This window comes from Streptomyces violascens (assembly GCF_014649955.1).
GTDB lineage: Bacteria > Actinomycetota > Actinomycetes > Streptomycetales > Streptomycetaceae > Streptomyces > Streptomyces violascens.
The window spans coordinates 386,056-404,812 of the sequence record NZ_BMUA01000002.1 but is presented as its reverse complement, the minus strand read 5'-3'; the positions used below and the strand labels follow the sequence as shown (position 1 = coordinate 404,812).

General features: G+C 70.3%; 17 protein-coding genes. 1 reads left to right on the top strand and 16 read right to left on the bottom strand.

Going from position 1 to position 18,757, the window contains the following annotated elements; translation table 11 throughout:
• The 16 genes from IE206_RS06940 to rsmH all read right to left on the bottom strand — a co-directional run bounded on the left by IE206_RS06940 (position 1) and on the right by rsmH (position 17,611).
• A complete protein-coding gene (locus IE206_RS06940; protein WP_189961113.1) occupies positions 1–1,155 on the bottom strand; it encodes a DivIVA domain-containing protein in 1,155 nt (384 codons plus the stop codon).
• Positions 1,156–1,204: 49 nt separating this feature from the next.
• Complete coding sequence (locus IE206_RS06935) at positions 1,205–1,489, bottom strand: YggT family protein (RefSeq protein WP_053727781.1); 285 nt, start codon at positions 1,487–1,489, stop codon at positions 1,205–1,207.
• 73 nt (positions 1,490–1,562) lie between these two features.
• Complete coding sequence (locus IE206_RS06930; RefSeq protein ID WP_161254125.1) at positions 1,563–2,180, bottom strand: cell division protein SepF; 618 nt, start codon at positions 2,178–2,180, stop codon at positions 1,563–1,565.
• 140 nt (positions 2,181–2,320) lie between these two features.
• On the bottom strand, positions 2,321–3,040 hold the full coding sequence (locus IE206_RS06925) for a YggS family pyridoxal phosphate-dependent enzyme (protein WP_189961112.1): 720 nt from the start codon (positions 3,038–3,040) through the stop codon (positions 2,321–2,323).
• A 6-nt stretch (positions 3,041–3,046) separates the two neighbouring features.
• Positions 3,047–3,754 (bottom strand): peptidoglycan editing factor PgeF, encoded by a 708-nt coding sequence (pgeF, locus tag IE206_RS06920; RefSeq protein ID WP_373300878.1) that lies wholly within the window; start codon positions 3,752–3,754, stop codon positions 3,047–3,049.
• A 52-nt stretch (positions 3,755–3,806) separates the two neighbouring features.
• Positions 3,807–5,009, bottom strand: coding sequence for a cell division protein FtsZ (gene ftsZ / locus IE206_RS06915; RefSeq protein ID WP_189961110.1), 1,203 nt, complete (start codon positions 5,007–5,009; stop codon positions 3,807–3,809).
• 277 nt (positions 5,010–5,286) lie between these two features.
• Positions 5,287–6,093, bottom strand: a complete 807-nt coding sequence (locus tag IE206_RS06910) for a cell division protein FtsQ/DivIB (protein WP_189961109.1) — start codon at positions 6,091–6,093, stop codon at positions 5,287–5,289.
• Positions 6,094–6,116: 23 nt separating this feature from the next.
• The gene (murG, locus tag IE206_RS06905) at positions 6,117–7,202 is read right to left on the bottom strand and encodes an undecaprenyldiphospho-muramoylpentapeptide beta-N-acetylglucosaminyltransferase (RefSeq protein ID WP_053727775.1); all 1,086 of its coding nucleotides are present in this window, start codon (positions 7,200–7,202) and stop codon (positions 6,117–6,119) included.
• A gap of 6 nt (positions 7,203–7,208) precedes the next feature.
• On the bottom strand, positions 7,209–8,591 hold the full coding sequence (gene ftsW / locus IE206_RS06900; protein ID WP_189961108.1) for a putative lipid II flippase FtsW: 1,383 nt from the start codon (positions 8,589–8,591) through the stop codon (positions 7,209–7,211).
• Positions 8,592–8,649: 58 nt separating this feature from the next.
• Positions 8,650–10,089, bottom strand: a complete 1,440-nt coding sequence (gene murD, locus IE206_RS06895; protein ID WP_189961107.1) for a UDP-N-acetylmuramoyl-L-alanine--D-glutamate ligase — start codon at positions 10,087–10,089, stop codon at positions 8,650–8,652.
• Complete coding sequence (gene mraY, locus IE206_RS06890) at positions 10,071–11,141, bottom strand: phospho-N-acetylmuramoyl-pentapeptide-transferase (protein ID WP_053727773.1); 1,071 nt, start codon at positions 11,139–11,141, stop codon at positions 10,071–10,073. Before mraY ends, murD begins: the two co-directional genes overlap by 19 nt.
• Positions 11,138–12,544: a UDP-N-acetylmuramoyl-tripeptide--D-alanyl-D-alanine ligase gene (locus tag IE206_RS06885; RefSeq protein WP_189961106.1), complete on the bottom strand. Its 1,407-nt coding sequence runs from the start codon at positions 12,542–12,544 to the stop codon at positions 11,138–11,140. The genes mraY and IE206_RS06885 overlap by 4 nt, the downstream gene beginning before the upstream one ends.
• Before the next feature lie 4 nt (positions 12,545–12,548).
• Complete coding sequence (locus tag IE206_RS06880) at positions 12,549–14,216, bottom strand: UDP-N-acetylmuramoyl-L-alanyl-D-glutamate--2,6-diaminopimelate ligase (RefSeq protein WP_189961105.1); 1,668 nt, start codon at positions 14,214–14,216, stop codon at positions 12,549–12,551.
• A 14-nt stretch (positions 14,217–14,230) separates the two neighbouring features.
• Entirely contained in the window at positions 14,231–16,147 is a 1,917-nt protein-coding gene (locus IE206_RS06875; protein WP_189961104.1) for a peptidoglycan D,D-transpeptidase FtsI family protein, read from the bottom strand.
• 4 nt (positions 16,148–16,151) lie between these two features.
• Entirely contained in the window at positions 16,152–16,664 is a 513-nt protein-coding gene (gene ftsL, locus IE206_RS06870; RefSeq protein ID WP_189961103.1) for a cell division protein FtsL, read from the bottom strand.
• The gene (rsmH, locus tag IE206_RS06865) at positions 16,661–17,611 is read right to left on the bottom strand and encodes a 16S rRNA (cytosine(1402)-N(4))-methyltransferase RsmH (protein ID WP_189961102.1); all 951 of its coding nucleotides are present in this window, start codon (positions 17,609–17,611) and stop codon (positions 16,661–16,663) included. Before rsmH ends, ftsL begins: the two co-directional genes overlap by 4 nt.
• A gap of 419 nt (positions 17,612–18,030) precedes the next feature.
• Here rsmH and IE206_RS06860 point away from each other — a divergent pair, with 419 nt between their 5' ends.
• Entirely contained in the window at positions 18,031–18,597 is a 567-nt protein-coding gene (locus IE206_RS06860; RefSeq protein ID WP_226598770.1) for a beta-class carbonic anhydrase, read from the top strand.
• Positions 18,598–18,757 lie beyond the last annotated feature (160 nt).

Here is an 18,757-nt window from a genome sequence, read left to right as displayed (position 1 = left end):
TCAGTTGTCGTCCTCGTCGATCAGAAAGCCGCGCATCGGCGAAGGAGCCTGCTGCATGGGCGAAGGCCCCTGCGGCCGCACCGGCGCCATCGGCTGGGTCATCGCCGGCGACATCTGCTGCTGACCACCGTAGGACGGCGCGCTCGGCATGGACTGCTGGCCGCCCATGGACTGCTGGCCACCCATCGGGTGCCCCATCGCCCCGGCACCGGCCGACGCCATGGACCCGCTCATCTGCGGAGCCGGCGGCAGCGACGCGGTCGCCGGAGTACGCGGCGGCGCGAGCGAGTCGTCGGCCTGGGTCTCCAGCTGACGCAGCTGGGACTCCAGGTAGGACTTCAGCCGCGTGCGGTACTCGCGCTCGAAGCCGCGCAGGTCCTCGACCTTGCGCTCCAGCGTGGCGCGGGCGGACTCCAGGGAGCCCATCGCGACGCGGTGCTTCTCCTGCGCGTCCCGCTCCAGGGCGTCCGCCTTGGCACGGGCGTCGCGCTCCAGACCCTCGGCGCGGCTGCGGGCCTCGCCGACGATCTTGTTGGCCTCGGAACGGGCCTCCGCGATCGCCTGGTCGGCGGTCTGCTGCGCGAGGGAGAGCACCCGGGCGGCGCTGTCGCCACCGGGAGCCGGAGCCGGCTGTCCCATCTGCGGGCCGTGGCCGCCCATGGGGCCGCCCATCTGGCCCATGGGGCCCTGACCGAGCTGGTTCTGGCCCATGGGGCCCTGACCCAGCTGGTTCTGGCCCATCGGACCCTGGCCCATGGGGCCCTGGCCCATCTGGCCCGGGCCGTGCTGGCCCTGCGGGCCGTGACCGCCAGGTCCCGCCGGCAGCTGCGGCGCACCGCTGGGCAGCTGGGGCGGACCCATCTGCGGCTGCTGCTGGACCTGCGGCGGACCGGATATGGCGGCGGGCACGGGTGCACCCTGGCCTCGGCCGTCCTGCGGCTCCGGCTTGCGCATGCCCTGCTGCTGCTGGTTCTGCGCGGCGGCGCGGGTGGCGGCGGCCAGCTTGGCGCGCAGATCCTCGTTCTCGCGGAGCAGTCGCGTCAGCTCCGACTCGACCTCGTCGAGGAAGGCATCAACCTCGTCCTCGTCATAGCCTTCTCGGAGGCGGACCGTCGTGAACTGCTTGTTCCGCACGTCCTCGGGGGTCAGCGGCATCTCTTCTTCACCTCTACGTAGTCGTCGGCAGTCGGCAGGACCGTATCGTTCACAACCTGACCACGATGCTGATCAGGATGTAGACGATGATCATCAGAACGAAGAAGGACAGGTCGAGTGCCACGCCCCCGAGACGCAGCGGCGGAATGAACCGCCGCAGAAGCTTGAGCGGTGGATCGGTGACAGTGTAGGTGGCCTCAAGAATGACCACCATCGCCTTGCCGGGTTGCCATGAACGGGCGAACTGGAAAACGTAGTCCATGACGAGCCGGAAGATCAGCACGATGAGGAAGCACATCAGCGCGATGTAGACAACCTGTAGTGCGACGCCCATCTCGCGCTTCCCTCTCCCCTTGCTTCACAAGCCCCGGCCCGTTCCCGGCCGGTTCGTTCCCGGTTTCGTGTTCTCAGCTCTGGTTGAAGAATCCGCCCTCTGCGATGCGGGCCTTGTCCTCCGCCGTGACATCGACGTTAGCAGGAGACAGCAGGAACACCTTCTGCGTCACCCGTTCAATGCTGCCATGCAGGCCGAAGACGAGTCCGGCAGCAAAGTCGACAAGTCGCTTCGCGTCGGTGTCGTCCATCTCCGTGAGATTCATGATCACCGGAGTGCCCTCGCGGAAGTGTTCCCCGATGGTACGGGCCTCGTTGTAGGTCCGCGGGTGCAGCGTGGTGATGCGGTACGGCTCCCGCTCGGACACGACCTTGGGCATGATCACCGGTGCGTTCTTCTCCAGGCTCGGACGTTCAGGTGTGATGGACGCCACGGGTGCAATTCGCGCCGGACGCCCGCTTTCTACCGATAGCTGAACCGGTTCTCTCGGTGCCGGAGGCTGAGTTACTCGTACCGGTTCGTCCCGTTCGTCCTGGAGCGGGGACTGGTGCGGAGGCTGGTGCCGCCGACGGTCGCGCTCCGGTTCGGGCTCGGGTTCGAAATCGTCGTCGGGGTCGAACCCCCGGCCGTCGTACCCATCGTCCTCCACGAGGCCGAGGTAGACCGCCATCTTGCGCATCGCGCCGGCCATGCTCAGATTCCTCCGCTCTGTGGTGGATCGCTCCTGTCGCCAAGTGGCAGCGTCACCAAGGGCCCACGATCCACGCGGTCTGCCCACCGAAGAGTGGGAATGACCATATTTTCTGCTGTGGTCCGACTTGCTTCGCGACGTTACCCGAGCCGGGGTCGGACTCCGAGTACCGCCGTTCCGACGCGTACATGTGTCGCTCCGGCCGCAACGGCCTCTTCGAGGTCCGCACTCATCCCTGCTGACACCATGTTCGCAGCCGGATGGTCCCCGCGCAGGCGGGATGAGAATTCCAGCAGCCGCTCGAAGGCCGCCCGTTGCCGTCCGGCGTACTCACCGGCCAGCGGCGCCACCGTCATCAGACCGCCGAGCCGGAGCCCTGGCGCCTGTTCGACCAGCGCGGCCAACTCCGCGATCCCGTCGGGAGCGACCCCTCCGCGATCGCCCCGCTCGCCGGACTCCGCGTCCAGGGCCACCTGGATGAGGCAGCCCAGCTCGCGCCCGGCCCGTACGGCCGCGGTCGAGAGCGAACCGATCAGCTTGGCCCGGTCGATCGACTGCACCATATCGGCATAACTGGCAACAGAACGAACCTTGTTGGTCTGCAACTGGCCCACGAAGTGCCAGGTCAGGTCGAGGTCCGCACAGGCCGCCGCCTTGGGGGCCGCGTCCTGGTCCCGGTTCTCCGCGACGTGGCGTACGCCCAGTCCGTGCAGCAGGCGCACATCGCTCGCCGGGTAGGTCTTGGTGACCACGATGAGGGTCACGTCCGACCGCTTGCGCCCGGCGGCGGCGCAGGCGGAGGCGATACGTTCCTCCACCCGTGCGAGGTTCTCGGCGAGTTCGGTCTTGCGATCCGTCATGAGTCGTCAGTCCAGCCAGACATATCCGGCGAGCCGCCCAGTGGTGCGGTCGCGGCGGTACGAGAAGTGGTCGGGCGATTCGAGCGTGCAGACCGGTGAGGCCTCGACATCGCTGACGCCGAGGGCGGCCAGTTGGGCGAGTACCCCCGCGGTGACGTCCACGGCCGGCGTGCCCCAGCTGGTCTCGGACCAGGCGGCGGGCTCGGCCCCGGCGACCTCGGCCCGCATCCGCTCGGGTACTTCGTAACAGCGTCCGCAGACGGCGGGGCCGGTGCGGGCGACGATCCTGGCCGGGTCGGCGCCGAGCGAGACCATCGCCTCGACGGCGGCGGGCACCACGCCCGCGACCATTCCGGGCCGGCCCGCGTGGGCCGCGCCCGCGACCCCCGCCACCGGGTCGGCCAGCAGGACCGGGGTGCAGTCCGCGGTGAGCACCGCGAGCGCGGTTCCGCGACGGCCCGTCACCACGGCGTCCACCGCGGTCCGGTCGCCCGGGCTGAAGGGGCCGTCGACGACGGCGACCTCGCGGCCGTGCACCTGGTTCATCCAGACCACCCGGGCCGGGTCGAGCCCGAGCGACGTGGCGGCGCGTTCGCGGTTGGTGCGGACCGAGGCGGGGTCGTCGCCGACCGCGCCGCCGAGGTTGAGCTCCTCGTACGGAACGGCGCTCACCCCGCCCCACCGGTCGGTGAAGGCGAAGTGCGCGCCGCTCACAGTGCCCTGCTCTCGTATCACTTCAAGAGATCGCTTCGAAACGTCACTTCAGTCACTTGAGGAAGTCCGGGACGTCCAGCTCTTCGGCCTGGCTGTCCGGGTAGGGACGGGCCGTCGGGATGGCCGAGGGGGCCGGGGCCTCGTTGACCGGGGCGGGCTCGACCGGGGCCGGGGGGGCCGGCGGCTCCTCGCGGACCGTGCCGAGTCCGCCGAGCGGACGGGACACCTCGGCCGGGCGCGAAGGAGCGGGCTCGTCGCGCTTGTTGGAGGCGGAGGCGCTGAGCACGTTGTCCCGGCGGGCCGGCGGCTGTCCGCCGTCGAAGCCGGCCGCGATGACCGTGACGCGCACCTCGTCGCCGAGGGCGTCGTCGATGACCGCGCCGAAGATGATGTTGGCCTCGGGGTGGGCGGCCTCGCTGACCAGCTGGGCGGCCTCGTTGATCTCGAACAGGCCGAGGTCGGACCCGCCGGAGATGGAGAGGAGCACGCCGCGGGCGCCGTCGATGGAGGCTTCCAGGAGCGGCGAGGAGATCGCCATCTCGGCGGCGGCCACCGCGCGGTCGTCGCCGCGGGCCGAGCCGATGCCCATGAGCGCCGAACCGGCCTCGGACATGACCGACTTGACGTCGGCGAAGTCGAGGTTGATGAGGCCCGGCGTGGTGATCAGGTCCGTGATGCCCTGGACACCGCTGAGCAGCACCTGGTCGGCGGACTTGAACGCGTCCAGGACGCTGACCTGACGGTCGGAGATGGAGAGCAGCCGGTCGTTCGGGATGACGATGAGGGTGTCGACCTCTTCGCGGAGCTCGGCGATGCCGTCCTCCGCCTGGTTCGCCCGGCGCCGGCCCTCGAAGGTGAACGGGCGGGTGACCACACCGATCGTCAGGGCGCCGAGCGAGCGCGCGATGTTGGCGACGACGGGGGCGCCGCCGGTGCCGGTGCCGCCGCCTTCGCCGGCGGTGACGAAGACCATGTCGGCCCCCTTGAGGACCTCCTCGATCTCCTCACGGTGGTCCTCTGCCGCCTTGCGCCCGACTGCCGGGTTGGCTCCGGCCCCGAGGCCGCGGGTGAGTTCACGGCCGACGTCGAGCTTGACGTCGGCGTCGCTCATCAACAGTGCTTGTGCGTCAGTGTTGATCGCGATGAACTCGACGCCCTTGAGACCGACCTCGATCATTCGGTTGATGGCATTGACACCACCGCCGCCGACACCGATGACCTTGATGACTGCGAGGTAGTTCTGCGGTGCTGCCACGTCGAAGGCCTCTCGCCTCGAGTTACGGGTCGTCACTTCGCGGTTGCCGCAAGGTGACGACGAATGCCGATTGGGACGGTCCGTATCGCCGGCCCGAACCCTAACGTTGAAGTTTAGGGTTACCAGTGTGTCTGTTCGCTGGACTCTTCCGAACAGGACACTAAGTCGACAAGTGGCGCGCGTTCAACGAACACGCCGAACCTCCCGTTTTTCTTTTCACCCTATGTGATCACCCGTGTCGCTGACCAACCAGGGTGCTGGCCAGCGCATATGTCCGTCAACTACCCGATACCGCAGGGGCGGTGGGGGCGCTCACATCGAAGCGGACCGACTTCGGCCGCGCTTTCATCAGTGCACTGAGGGTACGTCCCTTCAGCTCACCTTCCGCGCTGCTTCCCCACAGCACACTGCGGCCACCGGTCAACTCCAACGTGACGGAGTCGTACGTGGAAATCTTGACGGAACGCGTCTCCTTGGCGACGGCGGGCGGGAGTTCACCCGCGATGCCCACCGCTTCGAGGACGAGCCGGTCGGTGCCGAACCGCCGCTGGCTCGGGGAGTGCGAGGGGGTCAATTCGAGCAGCGGGACGCCGCTGAGGGGCTGTTGGATGGTGGCGAAACGCACACCCTTCGCGTCCACTTCGTCGAACTTCGCACCGCTCTTCATGACCAGGACGGGCTTGCGTTCGGTCACTTTCAGACCGATCCCGTGCGGCCAGGAACGGCCCACCTCGACGGAGTCGATACGCGGCAGTTTCTGGCGCAATCGCGTCTCAATCGCCCCCGTGTCGACGGAAATCAGCGGCGAACCGATCGGCACCGCGGCCACCGCCTCGACCTCCTGGGGCGTCAGGACCTCCGTCCCGGTGGTCTTCACGTGCTCGACGCGCAGCCAGGTGGAGCCGTAGAGCGCCCAGACGAGGCCCGCACCGAGGAGAACGACGACGACGGCCAGGATGATCGGGCCCCGCCGGCGAGGCAGCCGGAAGCGGCGGCTCCGCCGGGGACGGGGGCCGGACCGGCCGGACTTCACGGACTTCTTGGTCTGTCCGCCACCGCGCTGAGCGGTCGCCTGTCCGGCCACGGTCCCTGCCTTCCGTCAGTTGATCAGCGTCCTGCGATGGCCTCGTACACCATCTGCACGAGGAGTTGGTCGGCGTCCCGCCGCCCGAACTCGGCGGCGGAGCGCGACATCTCGTACAGCCGGTGCGGGTCGGCGAGCACCGGGAGGACGTTGCCCTGCACCCACTCGGGAGTGAGTTCGGCGTCGTCGACAAGGAGTCCGCCGCCGGCCTTCACCACCGGCTGGGCGTTCAGCCGCTGTTCGCCGTTGCCGATCGGCAGCGGTACGTAGGCGGCGGGCAGCCCGACGGCGGAGAGTTCGGCGACGGTCATCGCGCCCGCGCGGCAGAGCATCATGTCGGCCGCGGCGTACGCGAGATCCATCCGGTCCACGTACGGTACCGGGACATACGGCGGCATCCCGGGCATGTTGTCGACACGCGGCAGTTCGTTCTTCGGGCCGACCGCGTGCAGGATCTGAATGCCGGAGCGCTGGAGCACCGGGGCGATCTGCTGGATGACCTCGTTCAGGCGCCGGGCGCCCTGCGAGCCGCCGGAGACGAGCAGCGTCGGCAGACCCGGGTCGAGCCCGAACGCGGCACGCGCCTCGGGGCGGACCCGGGCCCGGTCGAGCGTGGCGATCGAGTAGCGCAACGGGATGCCGATGTAGCGGGAGTTGCGCAGCTTGCTGTCCGGGGTGGCGACGGCCACCGAGGCCGCGTACCGCGAGCCGATCTTGTTGGCCAGGCCCGGCCGGGCGTTGGCCTCGTGGACCACGATCGGTACCCCGAGCCGCTTGGCCGCGAGGTAGCCGGGCAGCGCCACATAGCCGCCGAAGCCGACGACACAGTCGGCCTTGGTGCGCTCCAGGATCTGCTCGGCGGCCTTGATGGTGCCGCGCAGCCGCCCGGGGACGGTGATCAGCTCAGGGGTGGGCCTGCGGGGCAGCGGGACGGCCGGGATGAGCGCGAGCTCGTAGCCGCGCTCGGGCACGAGCCGCGTCTCCAGGCCCTTCTCCGTACCGAGTGCCGTGATCCCCACGGTGGGGTCCTGCCTGCGCAGGGCGTCCGCGAGGGCGAGCGCGGGCTCGATGTGGCCGGCGGTCCCCCCACCGGCGAGTACGACATGCACCGAAATTCACCGCTCTCCGGACGGACGCTTCTTGACGCGCCGTCTCATCGACTTCCAACTCACCCGAGGCTGCCGCATGGCAAGCGCCGCCCGCGCCGCGGGGTCGTCCCGCGCGAACGCGATCAGGAGCCCCACGGCGAACATGGTCGGCAGCAGCGCGGACCCTCCGTAGGAGAACAGCGGGAGCGGGACACCGGCGATCGGCAACAGGCCGAGCACCGCACCGATATTGATCACGGCCTGAGCCACGATCCAGGTGGTCACACCTCCCGCGGCGTACCTCACGAAGGGGTCCTCCGTGCGTCCGGCCACGCGGATACCCGCATAGCCTAGAGCCGCGAAGAGGGCGACGACCGACAGCGTCCCTGCCAGACCCAGTTCCTCACCGGTGACGGCGAAGATGAAGTCGGTGTGGGGCTCGGGGAGTTGACCCCATTTCTCCACACTTGCACCCAGGCCGGATCCGAACCATCCGCCGGAGGCGAGCGCGTAGATTCCGTGCACCGCCTGCCAGCACTGGTCCTGCGGGCCCGGGTCGGTGGCGCCGATGCAGTCGAGCCGGCCCATCCGGTGCGGGCTGATCTTGATGAAGACGGCGGCCAGGACGCCCGCGACGGCGAGCACGCCCGAGAAGAGCCGGGTGGGGGCGCCGGCCAGCCAGAGCAGGCCGAACAGGACCGCGGTCAGGACGATCGTCGTGCCCATGTCGCCGCCGAGCATGATGAGCCCGAGCAGCAGCAGGGCGACCGGCACGAGCGGCACCAGCATGTGCTTCCACTCGGTCAGGAGCCGCTTGTCCTGCTTGCGGGCGAGCAGATCGGCACCCCACAGGAGCAGCGCCAGCTTGGCGAACTCGCTGGGCTGGAGCTGGAAGGGGCCGCCGACGTAGAGCCAGTTCTGGTTGCCGTTGACGGATTTCCCTATCCCGGGGATCTGCACCAGGATCAGCAGGAAGACCGTGCCGGCCAGCATCGGGTAGGCGAGCGCCCGGTGGAGCTTGGCGGGCATGCGGGCTGCGACGATCATGAGGCCGCCGCCGATGACGGCCGCGAGGAACTGTTTGCGGAAGAAGTACGAGCCCGGCAGCGACAGTTCGAGCGCCTTGATCATCGAGGCGGAGTAGACCATCACGAGGCCGAGCACGGTGATGAGCAGGGCGCTGCCGAGGATCAGGTAGTACGCCGTCAGAGGGCGGTCCCAGGCCCTCCTGAACTGGTCGATCAGGCGCCTGGGGCCGCGCTGCCCGGGCCGCCGGGGGGCGCCGCCGGTGCCGCCGCGGACGGCGGGGCGGCGCACCGGCCCGGCGGTGCGGCTGCGCAGGAGAAGACCGGCGAGTACGGGGACCCCGCGCGGGGTGTCCCCGGAGCCGCCAAGAACATCGGCCGCCATGTGTGCTGTCCCCTCCAGTCGTGCCCGGCGCCGCCGGTCCGTGGAACGGGTGGTCCGGCTAGGCGTGCCCTGCGGCGAGTTCGCGGACCGCTTCCGCGAAGGCCTCGCCGCGCTTGTTGTAGTTCGCGAACATGTCCATCGAGGCGCAGGCCGGGGCCAACAGGACGGTGTCGCCCGGCCGGGCGAGCCCGGCCGCCTCGCGGACCGCCGCCGACATCGCCCCAGTGTCGGTCCGGTCGAGGTCCACCACCGGGACCTCGGGCGCGTGTCGCGCCAGGGCTTCGGCGATCAGGTGGCGCTCGGCGCCCATGAGGACGACTCCACGCAGCCGCTTGGCCGAGCGCTGGACGAGCTCGTCGAAGGAGGCGCCCTTGGCAAGGCCCCCGGCGATCCAGACGATCGGGTCGTACGCCGCCAAGGAGGCCTCGGCGGCATGGGTGTTGGTGGCCTTGGAGTCGTCGATGTACGCCACCGACGCGATGTCCGCGATGTGCTCGATGCGGTGCGCGTCGGGGCGGAAGGCCTTCAGGCCGTCGCGTACGGCCTTGGGCTCGACGCCGAAGGCGCGCGCCAGGGCGGCCGCCGCGAGGGCGTTGGCGATGTTGTGCGGGGCCGGCGGGAAGACGTCGGACACCTCGGCGAGCTCCTGGGCGTTCTTCTGCCGGTTCTGCACGAAGGCCCGGTCGACCAGGATGCCGTCGACCACGCCGAGCTGGGAGGGCCCGGGGGTGGCGAGGGTGAAGCCGATCGCCCGGCAGCCCTCCTCCACGTCGGCCTCGCGCACCAGGTGCTCGGTCGCCTTGTCCTCCGCGTTGTAGACGCAGGCCACCGTGTTGCCCTCGTAGATGCGGCCCTTGTCGGCGGCGTACGCCTCCATGGAGCCGTGCCAGTCGAGGTGGTCCGGCGCCAGGTTGAGGACGGCGGCCGAGTGGGCGCGCAGCGAGGGCGCCCAGTGCAGCTGGTAGCTGGAGAGCTCGACGGCCAGGACGTCGTACTGCTCCTCGCCGAGGACCACGTCGAGCAGCGAGACGCCGATGTTGCCGACGGCGGCGGTACGCAGGCCGGCCGCGCGCAGGATGGAGGCCAGCATCTGGGTGGTGGTGGTCTTGCCGTTGGTGCCGGTGATCGCGAGCCAGGGGGCCGGCGTGCGGCCGTCCAGGTCGCGCAGGCGCCAGGCCAGTTCCACATCGCCCCAGACCGGGACGCCCGCCTCGGCGGCGGCCGCGAACAGCGGCTTGTCGGGCCGCCAGCCGGGGGTGGTGACGATGAGCTCGGTGCCCTCGGGCAGGGTGGCCCCGTCGCCGAGGCGCACGGTGATGCCCTGCGCCTCCAACTCCGCGGCCTGCGTGCGGGAGCGCTCGTCGGCGCCCTCGTTGACGACCGTGACGGCGGCGCCGAGCCCGTTGAGGACCCGGGCCACCGGCATCCCGGAGACGCCGAGGCCGGCCACCGTCACGCGCTTGCCCTGCCAGGTGGTGCTCACTTGTCGGCTGCCCATCCCGCGTAGAAGAGTCCCAGACCCACGATGACGCACATGCCCTGGATGATCCAGAACCGGACCACGACAAGGACTTCGGACCACCCCTTGAGTTCGAAGTGGTGCTGGAGCGGCGCCATCCGGAAGACCCGCTTGCCGGTCATCTTGAACGAGCCGACCTGGATGACCACGGACATCGTGATCAGTACGAACAGGCCGCCGAGCAGGGCGATCAGGAACTCCGTACGGGAGCAGATCGCGAGGCCGGCGAGCGCGCCGCCGAGCGCGAGCGAACCGGTGTCACCCATGAAGATCTTGGCGGGCGAGGTGTTCCACCACAGGAAGCCGAAGCAGGAGCCCATCAGGGCCGAGGCGACGACGGCGAGGTCGAGCGGATCTCGCACTTCGAAGCAGGCGTTGGGGTTGGTCAGGGTCTGCGCGTTGGCGCAGGACTCCTGGAACTGCCACAGGCCGATGAAGGTGTACGCGCCGAAGACCATCACGGAGGCACCGGTGGCCAGGCCGTCCAGACCGTCCGTCAGGTTCACGCCGTTCGACATCGCGAGGATCATGAACAGCGCCCAGACCACGAAGATCACCGGGCCGATCGACCAGCCGAAGTCGTTGATGAACGACAGCCTGGTGGAGGCCGGGGTGTTGCCCCGGGCGTCCGCGAACTGGAGGGCGAGCACCGCGAAGGCGATGCCGACGATCAGCTGTCCGGCCATCTTGGCCTTGGCCCGCAGGCCCAGCGAACGCTGCTTGACGATCTTGATGTAGTCGTCGAGGAAGCCGACCATGCCCATACCGGCGGTCAGGAAGAGCACCAGCAGGCCCGAGAACGTCGGGTCCTCGCTGGTGATCACCTTGGTCAGCGCGTACGCGATCAGCGTGGCCAGGATGAAGGCGATGCCACCCATGGTGGGTGTGCCCTTCTTCCCGGCGTGGCCGCGCGGGCCGTCGTCACGGATGAACTGGCCGTAGCCCTTGCGGGCGAGCAGCTTGATGAGCAGCGGGGTGCCGACCAGGGTCAGGAACAGACCGATGGCTCCCGCGAAGAGGATCTGCCTCATCGGGCGGCGACCTCACCCTCGACGGCGTTGTCGAGCAGCGCCAGTGCCACCCGCTCCAGGCCGATCGACCTGGATGCCTTCACCAGCACGACGTCTCCCGGCCGCAGTTCACTGCGCAGCAGGTCGACGGCCGCCTGTGCGTCGGACACGTGCACCGACTCCTCACCCCACGAACCCTCGTTATATGCGCCCAGTTGCAGCCAGGACGCTTCCCGGCCCCCGACTGCCACGAGCTTGCTGACGTTGAGCCGGACGGCGAGCCGTCCGACCGCGTCGTGCTCGGCGAGCGAGTCGTCGCCGAGTTCGGCCATCGGACCGAGCACCGCCCACGTGCGGCGCCCGTTTCCCATGGCCGCGAGCGCGCGAAGAGCGGCTCGCATGGATTCGGGGTTCGCGTTGTAGGCGTCGTTGACGACCGTCACACCGTCCGGACGCTCGGTGACCTCCATACGCCAGCGGGAGAGGGTGCCCGCCTCGGAGAGCGCGCGGGCGATCTCGTCTGCGGACATGCCCAACTCATGGGCGACGGCGGCCGCGGCGAGCGCGTTCGACACGTGGTGCTCACCGTACAGGCGCAACGTCACATCGCTGCACCCGGAGGGTGTGTGAAGGCTGAAGGAGGGCTGTCCCGACGCGGTGAGCCGGACATTCTCGGCACGTACGTCCGCGTCCTTGGCCTCGCCGAAGAGCAGCACGCGCGCCTTCGTCCGGGACGCCATGGCCCGTACCAGGGGGTCGTCCGCGTTGAGGACGGCGCAGCCGTCCTCGGGCAGGACCTCCACCAACTCGCCCTTGGCCAGGGCGATCTGGTCCCGGCCGCCGAACTCGCCGATGTGGGCGGTCCCGACGTTGAGGACGAGACCGATCCTGGGCGGGGTCAGGCCGGTGAGGTAGCGGATGTGTCCGATGCCGCGCGCGCCCATCTCCAGGACCAGGTGCCTGGTGTCCGCGGAGGCGGTGAGCGCGGTCAGCGGCAGGCCGATCTCGTTGTTGAGGGAGCCCGGCGTGAAGACCGTCGGCGCGTGGCGCTGGAGCACCTGCGCGATCAGGTCCTTGGTGGACGTCTTGCCCGACGAGCCGGTGAGGGCGACGACTTCGGTGCCGAGGCGGCGTACGACGTCACGGGCGAGGGCGCCGAGGGCGGCCTGTACGTCGTCGACCACGATCGCGGGCACGCCGACCGGGCGGGCCGCCAGGACCACCGCGCAGCCCGCCTCGAAGGCGCGCTGCGCGTAGTCGTGGCCGTCGACGCGTTCGCCGGCGAAGGCCACGAAGAGCGAACCGGCCGCCACCTGGCGGGAGTCGATGACGACGGGGCCGGTGACCGTGACGGACGGATCCGGTATGTCGTGCGGCTGCCCGCCGACGATTTCGGCGATCTCGGCGAGGGAGAGGGCGATCACTACTTCATCCCTGACTTTTCTGGATGGCGGCGAGGAGCACCAGTCGGTCGTCGAAGGGGCGGACCACTCCGTGGATGTCCTGGCCCTGTTCATGGCCCTTGCCCGCGACCAGCACGGTGTCGCCGGGTTCGGCACGGGCGACGGCCGACGCGATGGCGGCGGCCCGGTCCTCGAAGACCTGGACCTCGCCGCGCTCGTGCTCGGGCACCTCGGCGGCGCCCGCCAGCATCGCGGCGAGGATCGCGAGGGGGTCCTCGGAGCGGGGGTTGTCGGAGGTCAGTACGGCGGTGTCGGCGAGCCGGGCGGCGGCGGCCCCCATCGGGGCGCGCTTGGTCCGGTCGCGGTCGCCGCCGCAGCCGAGCACGATGTGCAGCTTGCCCTCGGTGACCTTGCGCAGTGAGCGCAGCACCGACTCGACGGCGTCCGTCTTGTGGGCGTAGTCGACGACGGCAAGGTAGGGCTGGCCCGCGTCCACGCGCTCCAGGCGGCCGGGCACGCCGGGTACGGCGGCCACTCCGTCGGCGGCGGTCTGCGCGTCGAGGCCGGCGACGGCCAGCGTCACGATGGCGGCGAGGGTGTTCGCCACGTTGAACGGGCCCGGCAGCGGGGCGGTGGCAGAGATCCGCTCGCCCTTGGGGCCGACGACGGTGAAGGTGCTGCTGTCCTGGCGCACCTGGACGTCCTCGGCCCGCCAGTCGGCGTCCGGGTGGCCCTCGGCGGAGAAGGTGGTGATCTCGATCCCCGCCTCCGTCACGAGGCGCCGGCCGTACTCGTCGTCGAAGTTGACGACGCCGCGCCTGGCTCGCTGCGGTGTGAACAGCTGGGCCTTGGCCTGGAAGTAGTCCTCCATGCCGGAGTGGAACTCCATGTGCTCCGGGCTGAGGTTGTTGAAGACGGCGACGTCGAAGACGCAGCCGTCGACCCGGCCGAGCACGAGGGCGTGGCTGGAGACCTCCATGGCGACCGAGTCGACGCCGCGCTCGCGCATGACCGCGAACAGCGCCTGGAGGTCGGTGGCCTCGGGGGTGGTGCGCTCGGACTTGATGCGCTCGTCGCCGATCCGCATCTCGACCGTGCCGATCAGGCCGGTCGCGTGCCCGGCGCCGCGCAGGCCGCCCTCGACGAGGTAGGCGGTCGTGGTCTTGCCGGAGGTTCCGGTGATGCCGAGCTGGAGGAGCTCGCGCCCGGGGTGTCCGTAGATCTCGGCGGCGAGCTCGCCCATCCGGCCGCGCGGGTCCCCCGCGACCAGGACCGGCAGGCCGGTCGCGGCGGCGCGGTCGCGGCCCGCCGGGTCGGTGAGGATCGCGACTGCCCCCAGGCTCGCGGCCTGCGGGGCGAAGTCGGCGCCGTGCGCGTTGGCGCCCGGCAGAGCGGCGTACAGGTCTCCGGGGCGTACCGCCCGGGAGTCGTGCGTGATGCCGGTGACCTCTCCCGGTCCGGGGTTGCCCGTCCCCAGTCGCTCGGCCAGCTCGCCGAGCGGGGTCGGACGGGCCTGTTCCGGTCGGGGCGCTCCCGGCTGTTTCGCGGGGGCGTCCTGCTGGGCGGTTCGGTACTGATCAGCGTGTGGCACGGCGGTGAGCGTACCGGGCGCACCCGCCGGGTCGCCAAAAGAGGGGGGCACGGCGTCCTGGGTCCCGTCCTGGTTCCCAGGGCCCTGGGTGATGGTTGTCACTGAGGCTTCCGGATTCAGTCGTTGCCGCCGAAGGTGACGGGCAGGTTGGGAGGCTGGGCTCCGGTCGGCGGGATCTGGAGGGTCTTGAGGGCGAACTCCATGACCTGCTTGTAGATGGGGCCGCAGATCTGGCCGCCGAAGTAGCTGCCCCTGGTGGGGTTCTGGATGGCGCAGTAGACGGTGATCTTGGGGTTGTCGGCGGGGGCGAAGCCGGCGAAGGAGGCGGTGTAGCCCCGGTAGGTGCCGGTCTTGGGGTCGATGCGGTTGGCGGTGCCGGTCTTGCCCGCGACCCGGTAGCCGGGGATGGCGGCCTTGGTTCCGGTGCCCTCGGCGTCGCCGACGACCGACTCCAGCATCTGGGCGAGCGTCTTGGCGGTCTTCTCGCTGACCACCCGGGACTGCTTGGGTGCGGGAGCGGGGGTGAACCGCCCGTCGGGGCCCTTGGTGCCGCGCACCAGCGTCGGCTCGACGCGTACGCCGCCGTTGGCGATGGTCGAGTACACCGAGGCGGCCTGCATCGCGTTGAGCGAGAGGCCCTGGCCGAACCGGACCGTGTACTGCTGCGAGGTCGACCACTTGCTCGCGGGGGCGAGGATGCCCGGGGTCTCCCCGGGGAAGTTGAGCCCACTGGGCGAGCCGAGCCCGAACTTGCGCAGGTAGGAGTACAGGACGTTGTCGGCCTCGGCGTCGGTCTTGCCCAGCTGCTCGACGGCGAGGATGGTGCCGATGTTGCTGGACTTGGCGAGCACGCCGTTGAGCGTCAGGTTCCAGGTGGGGTGGTCGATGTCGTCCTTGAAGAGGCGGTCGCCGCGCTGGAGCCGGTTGGGCACCACCACGTGGGTCTCGGGCGTCGCGACGCCCTGCTCCAGGACCGCCGCCATGGACATGACCTTGGCGGTGGAGCCGGGCTCGAAGGCGTCCTGGAGCGCGGCGTTGCCCATGGCGGCCGAGTTGGCCTGGGCGAGGTCGTTCGGGTCGAAGCCGGGCGCGTTCGCCATGGCCAGGACCTCGCCGGTGTCGGACCGTTGCACTATGACGTAGCCGCGGTCGGCGCCGGACGTGGCGACCTGGTCGGAGATCGCCTTCTGCGCCATCCACTGGATGTCCCGGTCGATGGTCAGCTCGACGTCGGAGCCGGGCACGGCCGGGGTCTCGTGGGTGCCGGCGGTCGGCACCCGGCGGCCGCCGGACTGGGCGTAGGTGATCTTGCCGTCGGTGCCGGCCAGCTCCTTGTTCAGGGCCGACTCCAGGCCGCCGCCGCCCTTGCCGTCGGCGTTGACGTAACCCAGTATCCCGGCGGCGAGGTCGCCGTTGGGGTACACGCGCTTGGTGCTGGACTCGTTGAGGACGCCGGCCAGCACATTGGCGCCGGGGCCGCCCTTGGCGCGGTCGGCGGACGCCTTCTCGCCGAGGACCTTCTTCAGGTCCTTGATCTGGTTCCAGACCTGCGGGGTCTGCCGACGGGCGAGCACCACGTAGCGGGTCTTGGGCGTCTTGAGCTTCTTGGTGAGCTCCGACCGGCTCTTGCCGATCAGCGGCGCGAGCAGCGCGGCCGCCTGCGCGGCGGCGTCGGGGATCTTGGTGGCCTCGGGGGTGAACAGCGTGGGGTCGGCGGTGATGTCGTACGCGTCGACGCTGGTGGCGAGCGCGATGCCGGCCCGGTCGGTGATCCGGCCGCGCTCGGCGGGCAGCGCATAGCTGGCGTACCGGTTCTTGTCGGCCTTGGCCGCATACGCGCTGGCGTCGATGGCCTGCACCTGGAGGAGGCGTACGACGAAGGCCAGCATGACCAGGGTGAGGCCGAGGCTGACCAGGCGAAGCCGGGGCCGGTGGCTGCCGAGCCTGAGCTTCTTGGCCGCCGGGCGGCGGGCCGGCGGACGGGAGCGCGCGGGCGGGGGGACCCGGCGGCGCGGGGGTTCCTTGGGGCTCACTGCGTCACCTGCCGGGGGCCGTGGTCGGGGAGGTCTTCGCGGACTGCCGGGTCCGGGGGGCCGGGGTGTGGTGCTTGGGGCGTGCGGAGTCGGGGTTCTGCGCCACGGGCAGCGGCGCGGGTTCGGCGGCCTCGGCCGGGGAGGGGTCGCCCGCAGTGGCGAGGGCGCCCTTGACGGTGCCGTCGGGGCCCAGGAAGACGGGACTTCCGCCGGGGATCATGCCGAGGTCGGCGGCCCGGCGGGACAGCGCGTCGGGGGCGGACAGGTCGTCCACGTCCCGTTGCAGCGCCTGCTGTTCGTCGGTGCGTTCCGTGGTCTGTCTGCGGTACTCGCTGAGCTTGAAGGAGCCCGCGTTCAGCGCCGAGTTCAGCACCAGGAGGACGATGAGTCCGCCGCCGAGGAGCGTGACGACCAGGAGCACGAACGGGGTGCGGGCGGCACTGTTGGCCGCCTGCGAAGGCATCAGCCTGCCGAGCCGCGCGGCCGTGCCGCGCAGCTGCCTGGCCGGTTTGCTCACACGTCCTCCCTGATCCGCTGGACCCCCCGGAGCCGGGCGGGGGCCGCGCGCCGGTTCTCGGCGACCTCCTCCTCCGTGGGGAGTTCGGCACCGCGGGTGAGGAGCTTGAGCCGCGGCTGGTAACGCTCGGGCACCACCGGAAGCCCCGGCGGCGCGGTGTTGGCGGCGCCGGCCGCGAACACCTGCTTGACGATGCGGTCCTCCAGCGACTGGTAGGAGAGCACCACGACCCGGCCGCCCACCGCGATGGCCTCGACGGCCGCGGGGATCGCCCGCTCGACGCTGGCGAGTTCACCGTTGACCTCGATGCGCAGCGCCTGGAAGGTGCGCTTGGACGGGTTGCCGCCGGTGCGCTTGGCGGCCTGCGGCAGCGAGTCGCGGATCAGCTCGACGAGCCGGGCGCTGTTGCTGAACGGCTCCTTCTCGCGCTCGCGGACGATCGCCGAGACGATCCGCTTGGCCTGCTTCTCCTCGCCGTAGGCCCGCAGGATCCGTACGAGTTCGCCGGCCGGGTAGGTGTTGAGCACCTCGGCGGCGCTCATGCCGGTCGACTGGTCCATGCGCATGTCCAGGGGCGCGTCCTGGGCGTAGGCGAAGCCGCGGTCGGCCTCGTCGAGCTGCATCGAGGAGACACCGAGGTCGAACAGGACGCCCTGGACGCGGGGGGTGCCGAGACGTTCGAGGACCTCGGGCAGCTCGTCGTAGACGGCGTGGACCAAGGTGGCGCGCTCGCCGAAGGGGGCCAGGCGCTCGCGGGACAGGCGCAGCGCCTCCTTGTCCCGGTCGAGGGCGATCAGGCGCGCCTCGGGAAACTGGGTCAGGAGTGCCTCGCTGTGGCCGCCGAGGCCGAGGGTGCAGTCGACGACGACCGCACCCGGCTGGGTCAGGGCCGGGGCCAACATGTCCAAGCATCGCTGGAGCATCACCGGGACGTGTCGCTGGCTCAAAGCCGCCCTCTCAAGGATCCGGCGCAGCGTCGCGCATACGTGCCGGATCCCCGCTCCCCCGGGGTGGGGGACGAACGGCTGGCGCCGGGGAAGGGGCGTCAGCCGACCGGTGGGCGGGAGGAGGCCGAGCCGTACGTGCGCCGCGCACGCGGGTAAACGTAGGTCCGGGAAAGAGTGCTCCCCGGAAACTTGGGATTCCGTAAAGGGGGAGACCGTGTGTCACGGCTCCCACTTCGCGCCACTTTAGTCCACTCGTTCTTCGGGTCAATCAACCCTTCAGCGCGCCGCCGGGCACTTTTTTCACTCGTTCGGGTGAGTCGTCGCGGAGCCTGTGGGTTACCTCACAGACGTCCGAGTTGACGGTCTTTTTCCGCCCCCATGACAAGACTGGACGATCAGTGGCGGCTACCGTCATATGCATGTCGACTCCTGCGCACATACCCGCAGAGCCCCCTGTCCGTCGTCCGCACCTGACCGTCCAGGGCGGGGGGACGGTGACCGACCGGCTCGTCGAGGCGAACCGCCGGTACGCCGCCGCGTTCCGCGACCCCGGCATGGACGCTCGTCCCGTCCTTCACGTCGCCGTCGTGGCCTGCATGGATGCCCGGCTCGACCTGCACGCGGCGCTCGGTCTCGAACTCGGCGACTGCCACACCATCCGCAACGCGGGCGGTGTGGTCACCGATGACGTGATCCGCTCCCTCACCATCAGCCAGCGGGCGCTCGGCACGACGAGCATCATGCTGGTCCACCACACCGGCTGTGGTCTCGAAGCCCTCACCGAGGACTTCCGGCACGAGCTGGAGGACGAGGTCGGGCAGCGGCCGGCCTGGGCCGTCGAGTCGTTCCGCGACGTCGACCAGGACGTACGCCAGTCCATGCAGCGGGTGCGGACCTCGCCGTTCCTGCCGCACACCGAGGACGTGCGCGGCTTCGTCTTCGACGTGACGACGGGCCTGCTGCGGGAAATCGATCCGGTCGTCTGACGATCACAGGAACGGAAATAGGGGGACAACTCACAATCAATCCCCCGCAGTTGTCCACAGGCGAGTGACACGACGCGGTAACGGCAACAAGAATGCGGAAGTGACACCGGTCCGAACCGTTCGGCCGCGCTGTCCGTATTCCGGGGTGGGCCGGGCCGTT

Bases quoted from the DNA above. Each gene is read 5' to 3' on its own strand.
- IE206_RS06940 (WP_189961113.1), bottom strand. From the start codon at position 1,155: ATGCCGCTGACCCCCGAGGACGTGCGGAACAAGCAGTTCACGACGGTC.
- IE206_RS06935 (WP_053727781.1), bottom strand. From the start codon at position 1,489: ATGGGCGTCGCACTACAGGTTGTCTACATCGCGCTGATGTGCTTCCTC.
- IE206_RS06930 (WP_161254125.1), bottom strand. From the start codon at position 2,180: ATGGCCGGCGCGATGCGCAAGATGGCGGTCTACCTCGGCCTCGTGGAG.
- IE206_RS06925 (WP_189961112.1), bottom strand. From the start codon at position 3,040: ATGACGGATCGCAAGACCGAACTCGCCGAGAACCTCGCACGGGTGGAG.
- ftsW (WP_189961108.1), bottom strand. From the start codon at position 8,591: ATGGCGGCCGATGTTCTTGGCGGCTCCGGGGACACCCCGCGCGGGGTC.
- murD (WP_189961107.1), bottom strand. From the start codon at position 10,089: ATGGGCAGCCGACAAGTGAGCACCACCTGGCAGGGCAAGCGCGTGACG.
- mraY (WP_053727773.1), bottom strand. From the start codon at position 11,141: ATGAGGCAGATCCTCTTCGCGGGAGCCATCGGTCTGTTCCTGACCCTG.
- IE206_RS06860 (WP_226598770.1), top strand. From the start codon at position 18,031: ATGTCGACTCCTGCGCACATACCCGCAGAGCCCCCTGTCCGTCGTCCG.